General features: G+C 73.3%; 8 protein-coding genes. All 8 read right to left on the reverse strand.

Features of this window, described 5'->3' with window-relative positions:
* Positions 1-98: 98 nt before the first annotated feature.
* A complete protein-coding gene (locus ACZ6ZI_RS08430; protein ID WP_469517905.1) occupies positions 99-1,628 on the reverse strand; it encodes an alpha/beta hydrolase in 1,530 nt (509 codons plus the stop codon).
* A gap of 177 nt (positions 1,629-1,805) precedes the next feature.
* The gene (locus ACZ6ZI_RS08435) at positions 1,806-3,017 is read right to left on the reverse strand and encodes a DNA polymerase III subunit delta' (RefSeq protein ID WP_469517908.1); all 1,212 of its coding nucleotides are present in this window, start codon (positions 3,015-3,017) and stop codon (positions 1,806-1,808) included.
* A gap of 109 nt (positions 3,018-3,126) precedes the next feature.
* Positions 3,127-6,420 carry a dTMP kinase gene (gene tmk, locus ACZ6ZI_RS08440; RefSeq protein ID WP_469517910.1) on the reverse strand — a complete coding sequence of 1,098 codons (3,294 nt, stop codon included), beginning with the start codon at positions 6,418-6,420 and terminating at the stop codon, positions 3,127-3,129.
* Positions 6,421-6,688: 268 nt separating this feature from the next.
* A complete protein-coding gene (topA, locus tag ACZ6ZI_RS08445; protein ID WP_469517912.1) occupies positions 6,689-9,514 on the reverse strand; it encodes a type I DNA topoisomerase in 2,826 nt (941 codons plus the stop codon).
* A 267-nt stretch (positions 9,515-9,781) separates the two neighbouring features.
* The gene (locus ACZ6ZI_RS08450) at positions 9,782-9,979 is read right to left on the reverse strand and encodes a hypothetical protein (RefSeq protein ID WP_363057219.1); all 198 of its coding nucleotides are present in this window, start codon (positions 9,977-9,979) and stop codon (positions 9,782-9,784) included.
* Between the two features lie 166 nt (positions 9,980-10,145).
* Positions 10,146-11,660 (reverse strand): DUF7059 domain-containing protein, encoded by a 1,515-nt coding sequence (locus tag ACZ6ZI_RS08455; protein ID WP_469517915.1) that lies wholly within the window; start codon positions 11,658-11,660, stop codon positions 10,146-10,148.
* Positions 11,661-11,807: 147 nt separating this feature from the next.
* On the reverse strand, positions 11,808-12,365 hold the full coding sequence (locus tag ACZ6ZI_RS08460) for a small secreted protein (protein ID WP_469517916.1): 558 nt from the start codon (positions 12,363-12,365) through the stop codon (positions 11,808-11,810).
* A 185-nt stretch (positions 12,366-12,550) separates the two neighbouring features.
* Positions 12,551-14,953, reverse strand: a complete 2,403-nt coding sequence (locus tag ACZ6ZI_RS08465; RefSeq protein WP_469517918.1) for a sodium-translocating pyrophosphatase — start codon at positions 14,951-14,953, stop codon at positions 12,551-12,553.
* Positions 14,954-15,240 lie beyond the last annotated feature (287 nt).

The following is a 15,240-nucleotide window of genomic DNA, read 5'->3' on the forward strand; positions in this document are numbered from 1 at the left end:
CGCGGGAGATGGGAACTCCCTGGTGGGAGACTCTCATCAGCAGCGGCGCCAAGTCTACAGGGTTAAACCGGGTGCCCCGAACCAAGGTCCGTTCGGGGTCAGCAGCGGGTGCCGTTCGCGGGGGCGCGGCCCTCCAGGAGGTAGCGGTTGACGGCGGTGTCGACGCAGTCGCTGCCCCGCCCGTACGCCGTGTGGCCGTCGCCGTCGTAGGTCAGCAGGGTGCCCGAGTCGAGCTGGCCGGCCAGGGCCTCGGCCCACTTGTACGGGGTCGCCGGGTCGCGGGTCGTGCCGACCACCACGATGGGCGCCGCGCCCTTCGCCGTCAGCGGCTTCGCCGCGCCCGTGGCCTTCACGGGCCAGTAGGCGCAGTTCAGGGAGGCCCACGCCAGCCCGGCCCCGAAGACCGGGGAGGCCTTCCGGAAGGACGGCAGGGCGGCGTCCACCGCGTCGGGGCCGTCGAAGGCCGCCGGCTGGTCCAGGCAGTTCACGGCGGCGTTGGCGTACATGAGGTTCGCGTACGAGCCGTCGCCCTCGCGTTCGTAGTAGCTGTCGGCCAGGGCCAGCATCGGGGCGCCGTCGCCGTCCATGGCCTCCTTGAGGGCCTCGCGCAGCTGCGGCCACGCGCTCTCGTCGTACAGGGCCGCGATCACGCCCGTCGTCGCGAGGGCCTCGCCCAGCGGGCGCGCGGGGTCCCCGGACGGCACGGGCTGCTCGTCGACCTTGCGGAAGAACTCCTTCAGCCGCTGCCCCACCGCGTCGGGGTCGCCCTGGCCCAGGGGACAGTCGGGCTGCTTCGCGCAGTCCTTGGCGAAGGAGCGGAAGGCCGTCTCGAAGCCCTCCGTCTGGTCGCGGTTGAGTTCGAGCGCCGGCCGTGAGGGGTCCATCGCCCCGTCCAGCACCAGCCGCCCCACCCGCTTCGGGAAGAGGTCCGCGTACGTCGCCCCGAGCAGGGTGCCGTACGAGGCGCCGACGTAGTTCAGCTTCGGGTCGCCCAGCACCTCCCGGAGCATGTCCATGTCGCGGGCCGCGTCGACGGTGGAGACGTGCGGCAGGACCCGCCGGGAGCGCTCCTCGCAGCCCGCCGCGAACTCCTTGAACGCCGCCACCAGCCGGGCCCGCTCCTCCTGGTCGTCCGGGGTCTGGTCGACCTGGGTGAAGCGGTCCATCTGCGGCCCGGTCAGGCACTCGACGGGGCTGCTGCGCGCCACCCCGCGCGGGTCGAAGGAGACCATGTCGTAGCGGGCCCGTACGGCGGCCGGATAGCCGATGCCCGCGTACGCCTGGAGGTAGCCGATCCCGGAGCCGCCCGGCCCGCCGGGGTTGACCAGGAGCGACCCGAGGCGCTTGCCCGGCCCGGTCGCCACCTTGCGGGCCACCGCCAGCTCGACGTCCTGCCCGGAACCGGGGTTCGCGTAGTCCAGCGGCGCCTTCATCGTGGCGCACTGGAACCCGGGGACGCCGCAGTCGCGCCAGTTCAGCTTCTGGTCGTAGTAGGTGCGCAGCCCGGCCGGTACGGCGGCCGTCTCCGCCGAGGCCAGGTCCGTACCGCCGGAGGTGCATCCGGAGAGCAGCAGCCCGGCGGCTGCGATCACGGTCCCGGTGGTACGCAGCAGGCTCCTGGTGTCCATGCGGCGAGCCTACGTGCTGCCCGGCGGCCCCGTCGGGCGGGCGACGGCCGGGCGGCCCTCCCGCGGCGGGCGCGGATCGGGGGTGTGCCCGGCCGGACCCCGCGCGGCACACCGCGACCCGGACCGCGGGCGACTCCGGCCACGCGCGGCGCCGCGTCGCTCGGACGGGTGAGGCCGTCAGCCCGCGCGCAGGGCCATCGTCATCGCCTCGACCGCGAGCAGGGGGGCGACGTTGCGGTCGAGGGCGTCGCGACAGGCGATGATCGCCTCGATGCGGCGCAGGGTCCGCTCGGGGCCGCAGGCACGGGCGACCCGGTCGAGGTCGTGGCGCACCTCCTCGTTGGCGATGGCCACCCGCGAGCCGAGCTGGATGGCCAGCACGTCCCGGTAGAAGCCCGTGAGGTCGGTGAGGGCCAGGTCGAGGGTGTCGCGCTGGGTGCGGGTCCGGCGACGCTTCTGCCGGTCCTCCAGTTCCTTCATCACGCCGGCCGTGCCGCGCGGCATGCGGCTGCCCGCGCCCGCTCCGGCGCCGAGCGCGGCCCTGAGGTCCTCGGTCTCCTTGGCGTCCACCTCTTCGGCGACCTGCTTGGCGTCCTCGGCGGCGGCGTCCACCAGTTCCTGCGCCGCCTTGAGGCAGGCGCCCACGTCGTCCACGCGCAGCGGCAGCTTCAGCACGGAGGCGCGGCGGGCGCGCGCGGACCCGTCGGTGGCGAGCCGGCGGGCGCGGTCGATGTGGCCCTGGGTGGCCCGCGAGGCGGCGTACGCGGCTTCGGGTTCGACGCCGTCGCGCCGCACCAGCAGGTCGGCGACGGCCTCCACGGACGGGGTGCCGAGGGTCAGGTGCCGGCAGCGGGAGCGGATGGTGGGCAGTACGTCCTCCAGGGAGGGCGCGCACAGCAGCCACACGGTGCGCGGGGCGGGCTCCTCCACGGCCTTCAGGAGGACGTTGCCGGCGCCTTCGGTGAGGCGGTCGGCGTCCTCCAGGACGATGACCTGCCAGCGCCCGACGGCCGGCGACAGCTGGGCGCGGCGGACCAGGTCGCGGGTCTCCTTGACGCCGATCGACAGCAGGTCGGTCCGGACGATCTCCACGTCGGCGTGGGTGCCGACCAGGGTGGTGTGGCAGCCGTCGCAGAACCCGCAGCCGGGTTCCCCGCCGAGCGCCCGGTCGGGGCTGACGCACTGGAGGGCGGCCGCGAAGGCCCGTGCGGCGGTGGCCCGGCCGGAGCCGGGCGGGCCGGTGAACAGCCACGCGTGGGTCATCTTGGACGCGGCGGGCGGCGGGGCGCCGTCGGCGGCGGCCGTGACGAAGGCGTCGGCGTCACGGGCGGCGGCGGCCAGTTGTGCCTGGACCCGCTCCTGTCCCACCAGGTCGTCCCATACGGGCATCCCGCCCACCGCCTCTCGCTGTCCGTGTCCGTGCCGTGCCGTGGCCCGGCTCCCATTGTGGCGCCCGCCACCGACAACCCCCGCCGGCCCGGGCGGGGGTCGGGCCGCGTCAGCGGCGCCCGCGCCGTCCGTCGGTGTCGTCGTCGCCGTCGTGGTCCGGGCGGGGGCCCAGCAGTTCGTCGGCCAGCGTCGGCAGGTCGTCCATCGGGGTGGCCTCCGCCCAGTCGGACGGGGTCCGGCGCGGGTGGCCGTCGTCGCCGAGGACCGGCAGCTCGCGGGTCACGTCGTTGCCGGTGTCGCGGAAGATCCCCGGCGGCACCCGGTCGGTCGGGTTCTCCTCGGGGCGCCGGGCGGTCGGACGGGAGGCGGAGCCGGTCCGTGCGGAGCCGGTCGGACGCGTACGGCGCGCCGACGGCGCCGCGGGGGCCTCGCCGGAGCCTTCGCCGGCGTCCGGGCCGTCGGGCCGGTAGGGCGGCAGCACGGCCGTCTCGTCGACGGCGCGCGCGTCGGGGTCGATGACGGGGACGGGGACGGTCTGCGTCACGTCGTCGGGCCGCACGACCCGCTTGACCACCGGGGTCTCGACGGTGACGGCCTCGTCCGGGCGCGGTTCCCCCCGCGCGGGCACCCCGGGCGCCCGCTCCGTCGGCGACGGCTCCTTGCGCATCTCCACCCTGGGCGCGGGCTCCCGCTCCGGAGCGGCGGCCGGGGCGGCCGGAGGGGCCGGGGACACGGGGGGTGCCGGGGGCACCGCGGGCTTCGAAGCCGCCGCCGCGGCGGCAGCGGCGGCGGCCGAGGCCTCCGCCAGTCGGCGTGCCTCCTCGGCGCGCAGCAGGGCCTCTTCCGCCCGACGCTGCTTCTCCAGCCGGCGGGCCTGGGCCTCGGCGCGCAGCCGGGCCTCCTCCGCCTCCTGGAGCCGGATCCGCTCGGCCTCGGCGGCGCGGGCCCGCTCCTCGGCCTCGACGCGCAGCCGTTCGGCCTCGGCCTTGACGCGGGCCTCCTCCGCCAGGCGCAGGCGCTCCTCCTCGGCCCTGCGGGCGGCTTCCGCCTCCGCGACGCGGCGGGCCTCGGCGGCCTCCGCCTCGGCCTTGATCCGCGCCTCCTCGGCCTCCCGGGCCAGGCGGGCCTCCTCCTCGGCCTTCAGTCGGGCTTCCTCGGCCTTGCGGGCGGCCTCTTCCTCGGCCCTGCGCCGGGCCTCCTCCTCGGCGAGCCGGCGCGCTTCGAGCTGCGCGGCGACCTCGGCCTCGGAGAGCGGAAGCATCCGGTCCAGGCGGTGGCGTACGACGGTGGTCACCGAGCCGGGGTCCTGGCCCGCGTCGACCACGAGGTAGCGGCCGGGGTCGGCGGCGGCGAGCGTCAGGAAGCCGGCGCGGACCCGCCGGTGGAACTCGGCGGGCTCCGATTCCAGCCGGTCCGGGGCCTCGGTGAAGCGCTCGCGGGCGGTCTCGGGCGAGACGTCGAGCAGCACGGTCAGGTTCGGTACGAGGCCGTCGGTGGCCCAGCGGGAGATCCGGGCGATCTCCGTCGGGGACAGGTCGCGGCCGGCGCCCTGGTAGGCGACCGAGGAGTCGATGTAGCGGTCGGAGATGACGACGGCGCCCCGCTCCAGGGCGGGCCGGACCACGGTGTCGACGTGTTCGGCGCGGTCGGCGGCGTACAGCAGCGCCTCGGCGCGGTTCGACAGTCCGGCGGAGGAGATGTCGAGCAGGATGGAGCGCAGCCGCTTGCCGACGGGGGTGGCTCCCGGCTCGCGGGTGACGACGACCTCGTGGCCCTTGCCCCGTATCCAGTCGGCGAGGGCTTCCACCTGGGTGGACTTGCCGGCCCCGTCGCCGCCTTCGAGGGCGATGAAGAAGCCGGTGGTGGAGGGGGCCTGTACGGGTTCCCCGCCGCGCAGCGCGTCGCGCAGGTCGCGGCGCAGCGGTACGCCGCCGCGGTCGTCGGCCCTGGCGAGCACGATCCCGGCGGCGGGCAGCAGCAGGAGGCCGACCAGTACGAGGGTGAAGGCGGCTCCGCCGTGCGTGGGGAGGCCGTCGCCGCCGCCGAGCCGGTGCGGGCCGATGCCGGCCGCCACGAGCGGTGCGGCGACGGCGCCGAGGGCCACGGCGACCCGGACCACGGCCTGGAGGTGTTCGGTGACCCGGGCCCGGCGGAACTCCTCGGTCTCCTGGTCGATCAGGGTGTGTCCGGTGTTGGCGGCGACGCCGGCGGCGAATCCGGCGAGCAGGGCCAGGAAGACCACGGTCGCGGTGTCCGGGACCAGTCCGGTCAGCAGCAGCGCGAGCCCGGCCACGGCGGTGGCCAGGGCCAGCAGTCGGCGCCGCGAGAGCGCGGGCAGCACCTTGCCGGCCTGGTTGGCGCGGATGCCGAGGGCGGTGCCGCCGACGAGGCCGAGCAGCAGCAGGGCGTACGTGGACGGGCCGCCGCCGAGGTCGAAGGCGTGCAGGACCGAGACGGAGGCGGCGGAGGCGATGGCCCCGGCGACGGCGGCGCAGGTCAGCACCAGCAGCGGGATTGCGCCCGTACGCCCCTTCTCGGGCCGGTCGCCCGTCTTGGGGGCCCGCAGCCCCTCCAGCGGGGAACGCGGCCTCGGGGTCTTCGTCGCGGGCAGGGTCAGCGGGACCAGCAGCGAGACGGAGGCGGCGAAGAGGCCGGCGGCGACGTACGAGCCCAGCGCGGCCTGGTTCGCGGCGAACCAGTCCACCCCGAGCCCGAGCGCGCGCCCGACCAGGGTGGCCACGAGCAGCGAGGCGGCGGCGACGGGCAGCGCCGCGAAGGCGGTGCGCAGGGTCAACCGGCGCAGGGCGTCGAGGTGGTCGGGGAGCGGCCGTACGGTCGCCCCCTCCGGCGGCACGGCCGGCAGCAGCGCGGGCGCGGCGCTCTCCTTGGCCAGGGTCCACACGCGCTCGGCGGCGCCGGAGACGAACACGGTGGCCAGCAGCACGGTCGTCGCGTGGGCCGGGATCCAGTCGAGCCAGAGCGGGGCGACGACGAACAGGGCGATGCGCAGCCCGTCGGCGCCCACCATGGTCCAGCGGCGGTCGAGCGCCCCGCCGGGGGCGGTGAGCCGGGCGAGGGGTCCCAGCAGGACGGCGCCGAAGAGCACGGTGGCGAGGACCCGCACGGCGAAGACCGCGGCGACGGCGAGGGCCGCTCCCCGGTATCCGCCGCCGAACAGGTCGGGACCTGCGGTGACGGCCGCCTGGAGGGTCAACAGCACCAGGACCAGCAGGGCGAGGGCATCACCGATGCCGGTCACCAGCTGGGCGCTCCACAGTCGACGCAGCCCGGGGGTGCGCAGCAGGGCGCGCACCGCCCGCTCGCGGGAGTCCGCGGCGAGGGCTTCGTCGTAGGTGGGGTTCTCGGGGGCGGTCACGACCGTTGGCTGCTCGGCTCGCGTCATCCGCCCAGCCTATCCGCTGCGCAAGGCCGCTGCCGTGGCCTGTGGACAAAGCCGGATGTGACCCGGCACCCACCTTCGCCGGCCGCCCGGACCGGCCCCGGACCGGGCCCTCCCCGGGCCCGCCCCGACCGCACCCCCGACTCGCACCCGACCCGCCCCGGAGGGACCCGCCCCGCCCGCGCCGAACGCGCGCGAGGGCCCCGCGCGATCCGCGCGGGGCCCTTCTGCGTCGGCCGGGCGGCGGCGGTCCGCCGGTCCGCGCCGGTGCCTACTCGTCCGTCGCCGCGGCCTTCGTGGTCGTCTTCTTCGCCGCCGCGGTCTTGGTCGTCGTCTTCTTGGCGGTCGTGGTCTTCTTCGCCGCCGTCTTCTTCGCCGCGGCGGTCGTCTTCTTGGCCGCCGTCGCCTTCTTCGCCGGGGCCTTCTTCGCGGGCGCCTTCTTCGCGGTCTTCTTGGCCGGGCCCTTCGCGCGCTTCTCCGCGAGGAGCTCGTAGCCGCGCTCCGGCGTGATGGTCTCGACGTCGTCGTCGCGGCGCAGGGTCGCGTTCGTCTCGCCGTCCGTCACGTACGGACCGAAGCGGCCGTCCTTGACCACCACCGGCTTCTCGCTGACCGGGTCGGTGCCCAGTTCCTTCAGCGGGGGCTTGGCGGCGGCGCGTCCGCGCTGCTTGGGCTGGGCGTAGATGGCCAGCGCCTCGTCGAGGGTGATCGAGAAGAGCTGGTCCTCGGTCTCCAGCGACCGCGAGTCCGTCCCCTTCTTCAGGTACGGGCCGTAGCGGCCGTTCTGGGCGGTGATCTCGACGCCCTCGGCGTCGAGACCGACCACGCGCGGCAGCGACATCAGGCGCATGGCGTCGTCGAGGGTGACCGTGTCCAGGGACATCGACTTGAAGAGCGAGGCCGTGCGCGCCTTGACGGCGTTCTTGCCGGTCTTCGGCGTGCCCTCGGGGAGGATCTCCGTCACGTACGGGCCGTAGCGGCCGTCCTTGGCGACGATCTGGTTCCCGCTGATCGGGTCGGTGCCCAGCTCGAACTCACCGCTCGGCTTCGCGAACAGTTCCTGTGCGAACTCGACCGTCAGCTCGTCCGGAGCGAGGTCGTCGGGCACGTCGGCCCGCTGGTGGCCCTCCGCGTCCTTCTCGCCGCGCTCCACGTAGGGCCCGTAGCGGCCGACGCGCAGGACGATGCCGTCGCCGACGGGGAAGGAGGAGATCTCCCGGGCGTCGATGGCGCCCAGGTCCGTGACCAGCTCCTTCAGGCCTCCGAGGTGGTCGCCGTCGGCCGGTACGACCTCGGAGGCGTCCTCGGAGCCGAAGTAGAAGCGCTTCAGCCACGGCACGGACTGGGCCTCGCCCCGCGCGATGCGGTCGAGGTCGTCCTCCATTTTCGCGGTGAAGTCGTAGTCGACGAGCCGCCCGAAGTGTGTCTCCAGGAGGTTCACCACGGCGAACGACAGGAAGGACGGGACGAGCGCCGTGCCCTTCTTGAAGACGTAGCCGCGGTCGAGGATCGTGCCGATGATCGACGCGTACGTCGACGGGCGGCCGATCTCCCGCTCCTCCAGCTCCTTGACCAGCGAGGCCTCGGTGTAGCGGGCCGGCGGCTTGGTCGAGTGGCCGTCGGCGGTGATCTCCTCGGCGCTCAGCGCGTCGCCCTCGGCGACCTGCGGCAACCGCTTCTCGCGGTCGTCGAGCTCGGCGTTCGGGTCGTCGGCGCCTTCGACGTAGGCCTTCATGAAGCCGTGGAAGGTGATCGTCTTGCCGGAGGCGCTGAACTCGGCGTCGCGGCCGTCGCTCGCCCGGCCGCCGATCTTGACGGTCACCGAATTGCCGGTCGCGTCCTTCATCTGGGAGGCGACGGTCCGCTTCCAGATCAGCTCGTACAGGCGGAACTGGTCGCCGGTGAGACCGGTCTCGGCCGGAGTGCGGAAACGATCACCCGAAGGCCGGATCGCCTCGTGCGCCTCCTGCGCGTTCTTGACCTTGCCCGCGTAGACGCGCGGCTTCTCCGGCAGGTAGTCGGCCCCGTAGAGCTGGGTGACCTGCGCCCGCGCCGCCGAGACGGCGGTGTCCGACAGCGTGGTGGAGTCGGTACGCATGTAGGTGATGAAGCCGTTCTCGTACAGCTTCTGGGCCACCTGCATGGTCGCCTTCGCACCGAAGCCCAGCTTGCGCGAGGCCTCCTGCTGGAGCGTCGTCGTGCGGAAGGGGGCGTACGGGGAGCGGCGGTACGGCTTGGACTCGACCGACCGGACCGCGAAGGAGGCGCCCTCCAGCGCGGCGGCGAGGGCGCGGGCGTTCGCCTCGTCGAGGTGCAGCACCTCGCTCTTGAGCCGCCCGTTCGGGCCGAAGTCACGGCCCTGCGCGACGCGCTTGCCGTCCACCGTGTTCAGGCGGGCGACCAGCGACGACGGGTCGGAGGGGTCACCGGCGCGGCCGGTGGAGAAGGTCCCGGTCAGGTCCCAGTACTCGGCGGAGCGGAAGGCGATGCGCTCGCGCTCGCGCTCGACGACGAGGCGGGTGGCCACCGACTGGACGCGGCCGGCCGACAGGCGCGGCATGACCTTCTTCCACAGGACCGGCGAGACCTCGTAGCCGTAGAGGCGGTCGAGGATGCGGCGGGTCTCCTGGGCGTCGACCATGCGCTGGTTCAGCTCGCGCGGGTTGGCGACGGCGTCGCGGATCGCGTCCTTGGTGATCTCGTGGAAGACCATCCGGTGGACGGGGACCTTGGGCTTGAGGACTTCCTGCAGGTGCCACGCGATGGCTTCGCCCTCGCGGTCCTCATCGGTGGCGAGGAAGAGTTCGTCGGACTCGGCCAGCAGCTCCTTGAGCTTCCTGACCTGGGCCTTCTTGTCGGCGTTGACGACGTAGATCGGCTGGAAGTCGTGCTCGACGTCCACGCCGAGGCGACGGACCTCGCCGGTGTACTTGTCGGGGACCTCGGCCGCGCCGTTGGGGAGGTCGCGGATGTGCCCGACGCTCGCCTCGACGACGTATCCCGGGCCGAGGTAGCCCTTGATCGTCTTCGCCTTGGCAGGGGACTCGACGATGACGAGTCGGCGGCCGCCCTTTGCGGTCTCGCTAGTCGGGGACAACTTGGCTCTTCTCTCCGGTCGGCACTCGGTCGCGGTACGGCGACGCTGCGGAGTGTGACGGTACAACCCGCCCCCGTGTCAAACGGCACAAGCCCGCAACGGCCACTCGAACGGTAACCCGACAAGTGCCATTTCTGCCGCCCGGATGCCGCGCCGGGCCCCTCCCGGTCACCGGGCCGAGTGGCCAAAGGGCCGTCTGGCCCCGCCCCCGCACCCGCCTCGACGTCGGGTTTCACACCCCTCGGAGGATCATCGCGGGTACGCGCCTCAGAACCGCTGGAGGCACCAGACCCCGAGGGCCAGCGAGCCCGCGCCGGCCAGCAGCGCCAGCGGTACGGCCACGACGGGGCGCACGCCCTCGGCCACCGGCGCGCGGTGCAGGGCGCGCGCTCCCGTCCAGACCAGCAGCGCGGCTCCGAACAGCAGGAAGACGGTTGCCGCGAAGATCGCCGGACCGCGCTCCATGTCGTTCCCCTTTACCCCTGGGCCGCGCCGGATCCCCCCGGATCCCGCTGTGTCCAGGAGCCTGCCGGCCGCGGGGATACGGCGGACGAACCCCGGGTTACGTCACGGCGAAGGGCCGCCCCCGAACGGGCCGGCGCGGCCCGTCGCGGCATACGGTCCGACCGGGCTACGCCTGCCGGACCGGCTCCAGGAAGCCCTGTTCCACCAGCATGCGGATCGCCTCCGGGGTCCGGTCCCGCAGGGTGACCGGATCCTCCTCCATCAGTTGTGCGATGGCGTCCAGGATCCGCCCCGCGCTCAGTGACCCGTCACACACTCCGGCGAAGCCCGCGCCGACCGTGTCGACCTTGGTCGCCCTGCGCATCCCCCGGTTCTGCCGCAGCACCACGTGTTCCGGATCCTCCGCCCCGGGGGCGCCGACCTGCTCCTGGACGACCTCCGCGGTCAGCCGGAAGTACCCGGCCAGCAGCGCCGCGTCGTCGTTCTCGCGCAGGTAGTCCTGGCGGGCGAAGTGCGCCAGGACCGTTTCGCCGAGCGGCTGTTCGACCGAGTGCGGCCACTCCTCGACGACGATCGAGGGTTCGGCGGCGTCGCTGCGGCGCAGCGTGATCCAGCCGAAACCGACGGCCTTGGTCTTGCGGGCCTCGAACTCGTCCAGCCAGTCCTCGTAGCGCCGCGCGTACTCGGCGGGGTCGGTGCGGTGGTCGCCCGCGTCGCGCAGCCACAGCTCCGCGTACTGCGTCACGTCCTGCACGTCGCGCTGCACGATCCAGGCGTCGCAGCCGCGCGGCACCCAGGAGCGGACCCGCTCGTGCCAGTCCTCCCCCTCGACGTGCTGCCAGTTGCCGAGGAACTGGGCGTAGCCGCCCGGGTTGAGGTGGGCGCCCGCCTCCTGGACGAGGGTCCGGCACAGGTCGTCGCCGCCCATGCCGCCGTCCCGGTACGTGAGCCGCGCGCCGGGCGAGATCACGAAGGGCGGGTTGGACACGATCAGGTCGAACGTCGCCTCGCCGACGGGCTCGAACAGGGATCCGGCCAACAGTTCGGCCTCCGGCGCCCCGGAGAGCGCCAGCGTCAGACGGGTGAATTCCAGGGCGCGGGGGTTGACGTCGGTGGCGGTGACCCGGGTGGCGTGCTGTGCGGCGTGCAGCGCCTGGATGCCGGAGCCGGTGCCGAGGTCGAGGGCCGTCGCGACGGGGATCCGGACGGTGATCCCGGCCAGGGTCGTGGAGGCTCCGCCGACGCCGAGGACCACGCCCTCCTCGCGGCTGCCGATGCCGCCGGCCCCGCCGACGGCGCAGCCGAGGTCCGAGACGATGAACCAGTCCTCGCCGTCCGGGCCGCCGTACGGGCGCACGTCCACGGTGGCGTGCACCTCGTCGCCCTCGCGCCGCAGCCAGCCGTCGGCGAGCGCGTCCTCGACGGGCAGGGCCTGCGCGGCGTGGACGTAGGGCACGGGGTTCTGGAGGAGGAACAGCCGCACCAGGCTCGCGAGCGGGCCGTCCCCGTGGGCGCGGGTGGCGCGCAGGGCGGGCACCGTCTCGCTGCGGGCGAGCGCGGCGTAGGCGGGGGCGCCGAGGAGGTCGAGCAGTCCGTCGGCGGTGAAGCCGGCGGCGAGCAGGGCGGCGCGGAGCGCGGCGGCGCGTTCGGGCTGCGGCTGGGGGAGGCTGGTGGTACTCACGCGTCCATTGTGGCCGCCCGTACCGGCATTGCGTACGATCCCGCGACGCGCGCCAGGGCGGTCGGTCCTCCGAGGGGCCGGGACGTCCCCGAGCGGCCGGGGCCCGGGACCCGCCCGCGCCCCGGGCGGGGCGCGGGCGCCGAGCGGCTACTGGGGCGTGGTGACCTGGCAGCCCTTCTGGGTGTTGAGCACCTTCAGCCCGGACGACTTGAGCTTCTCCTTGCTCGCCGTCTCGTTGGCCGCGACCGCGTTGAGTCCGCCGGCGACCTGCTGGAGGCCCTCCGCGAACTTCGCCTGGTCCTTGGCGTCCAGGGCGTCGATCTTCGTCTTCAGATCGGTGTAGCCCTTGGAGATCTCGTCGTAGCTCTTCACGACGGCGTCGGCGGCGGACTTGCCGTCCTTGACCGGCGGTTCGCCCTCGGCCGTCAGCGCCCCGCCCATGGTCTTGTAGGCGTCGGACAGCGTCTGGAAGGCGGCCGAGTCGGTCTTCTGGACCTCTTCGGGCTTGCTGCTCTGCGTCGCGACGCGCTTCAGCTCGTCGTTGGTGTCCTTGATCTTGGTGAGCTCTGGCTCCCACTTGTCGCAGACCTTCTTGGCCCAGGCCTCGGCCTTCTTGTCGCCGTTGTCGTCGCCACCACCGCAGCCGGACAGGACGAGCATCAGTACCGCACCGCCGGACACCGCGGCCGCAAGCTTCTTGTTCACCGGATTGGTCCCTTCGAAGGCTCTCGGCCCGGAAGATACACGCCCGCCATCCGGGCACGCGCAAAGGCGGACGGACGGCGCGTCGGTCCGCGCCGCCCGTCCGCCGTTCGGGCGCATCCCCGGGCCGGTGGGCCCGGTGCGCCCGTCGTCCGGGCTGTCGGGGCCCCGCGATCGGGGCCCCGGTGTCAGGAGACCACGGCCGGACCGGCCGATTGGGCCACCCGCTCCGCGTTCCCGCCGGCGCTCTCGTCCCCGACGGCGATGCCGCGGCGCTTGGAGACGTAGACGGCCCCGACGATGACGAGGATCGCGATGGCCGCGACGATGCCCCGTACGGTCGCGCTCGTGTCCTCGCCGTAGCTGAACTGCACGACGGCGGGGGCGATCAGCAGCGCCACCAGGTTCATCACCTTCAGCAGCGGGTTGATGGCCGGGCCCGCGGTGTCCTTGAACGGGTCGCCGACCGTGTCGCCGATGACGACCGCGGCGTGCGACTCGCTGCCCTTGCCGCCGTGGTGGCCGTCCTCGACGAGCTTCTTCGCGTTGTCCCACGCGCCACCGGAGTTGGCGAGGAAGACGGCCATCAGGGTGCCGGTGCCGATGGCGCCCGCGAGGAAGGAGCCGAGCGCGCCGACGCCGAGCGAGAAGCCGACCGCGATCGGCGTGAGGACGGCGAGCAGGCCGGGCGTGGCGAGTTCGCGCAGCGCGTCCTTGGTGCAGATGTCCACGACGCGCCCGTACTCGGGCTTCTCGCTGTAGTCCATGATCCCGGGGTGCTCGCGGAACTGCCGGCGCACCTCGTAGACGACGGCGCCCGCGGAGCGGGACACGGCGTTGATGGCCAGGCCCGAGAAGAGGAACACGACCGCCGCGCCCAGGATCAGGCCCACGAGGTTGTTGGGCTGGGCGATGTCGAGGCTGAGGTTCATCTCCCCGGCCTTGGCGCCGACTTCCTTCACCGCGCCGACGATGGCGTCGTTGTAGGAGCCGAAGAGCGCCGCGGCGGCCAGGACGGCGGTGGCGATGGCGATGCCCTTGGTGATGGCCTTGGTGGTGTTGCCGACGGCGTCGAGGTCGGTCAGGACCTGCGCGCCGGCGCCCTCGACGTCGCCGGACATCTCGGCGATGCCCTGGGCGTTGTCGGAGACCGGGCCGAAGGTGTCCATGGCGACGATGACGCCGACGGTGGTCAGCAGGCCGGTGCCGGCGAGGGCGACCGCGAACAGCGCGAGCATGATCGAGGTGCCGCCGAGGAGGAACGCCCCGTAGACGCCGAGGCCGATGAGGAGCGCCGTGTAGACGGCGGACTCCAGGCCGACGGAGATGCCGGCGAGGACCACGGTGGCGGGTCCGGTCAGCGAGGACTTGCCGATGTCCTTGACGGGACGCCGGTTGGTCTCGGTGAAGTAGCCGGTGAGCTGCTGGATCAGGGCGGCGAGCACGATGCCGATGGCGACGGCGACGAGGGCCAGCAGGCGCGGGTCCCCGGCGTGGTTGGCGATCGCGGCGTCCTCGACGCCGACCAGCTCCTTGTAGGTGGCCGGCAGGTAGGCGTAGACGGCGATGGCCACGAGGACGAGCGAGATCACGGCGGAGATGAAGAACCCGCGGTTGATCGCGGTCATCCCGGAGCGGTCGGAGCGGCGGGGCGCGACCGCGAAGATCCCGATCATGGCGGTGATGACGCCGATGGCGGGGACGATCAGCGGGAAGGCCAGGCCGAGGTCGCCGAACGCGGCCTTGCCGAGGATGAGCGCGGCCACGAGGGTGACGGCGTAGGACTCGAAGAGGTCGGCGGCCATTCCCGCGCAGTCGCCGACGTTGTCGCCCACGTTGTCGGCGATGGTCGCGGCATTGCGCGGATCGTCCTCCGGAATGCCCTGTTCGACCTTGCCGACCAGGTCGGCGCCGACGTCGGCGGCCTTGGTGAAGATGCCGCCGCCGACGCGCATGAACATCGCGATCAGTGCGGCGCCGAGGCCGAAGCCCTCCAGGACCTTGGGCGCGTCGGCGGCGTAGACCAGGACGACGCAGGAGGCGCCGAACAGGCCGAGGCCGACGGTGAACATGCCGACCACGCCACCCGTCCGGAAGGCGATCTTCATGGCCTTGTGGGCCACGTCGGTCAGGTCCTTGGCGGGTTCGCCCTCGGCCGGGGTGGCCTCACGGGCCGCGGCGGCGACGCGGACGTTGGCCCGCACCGCGAGGCGCATGCCGATGTAGCCGGTGGTGGCCGAGAACAGCGCGCCGACGAGGAAGAAGGCGGAACGCCCCGCCCGCTGCGTCCAGTCGTCGGCCGGGAGCAGGAAGAGCAGGAAGAAGACCACGACGGCGAAGATGCCGAGCGTGCGCAACTGGCGTCCGAGATAGGCGTTGGCGCCTTCCTGAACGGCTGCCGCGATCTTCTTCATGCTGTCGGTTCCCTCGTCGGCGGCGAGTACCTGGCGCACCAGGATCTGCGCGACGACGAGGGCGGCGAGAGCGACTCCCGCGATCACGAAAACGATCAGCCGATTGTCTTCGGTGAGCACTGCGGCTGCCAGATCGTCGACACGATCGGGCGCGATAGGGGTGAAGAGCCCCGTCATTCGTCCTCCTTGACGTGATGAGCTCAAGATGTGGACGGATTGTAGGGAGCGCGACCTGATCAAAACAGTGGGCGGGAAACGGAATTGGCCCGGTCTCGCTCCTCAGCAATGGCTCACGTCACTCCTTTACCCTCAAAAGAAGTAATGGGGCAAAGGCATTGACGATCGATCAGGCTTCGGAGGTTTATCCGGGGAAATGAAAAAGGCCCTGCTCAGCAGGGCCTTGAAAAAGATCGGAAGATACGACGCACCCGTGCGCGGCAGCCCCGGGGGCGGCTCGCTCCGGG

The sequence above is a fragment of the Streptomyces sp. NPDC103540 genome, from assembly GCF_055584445.1.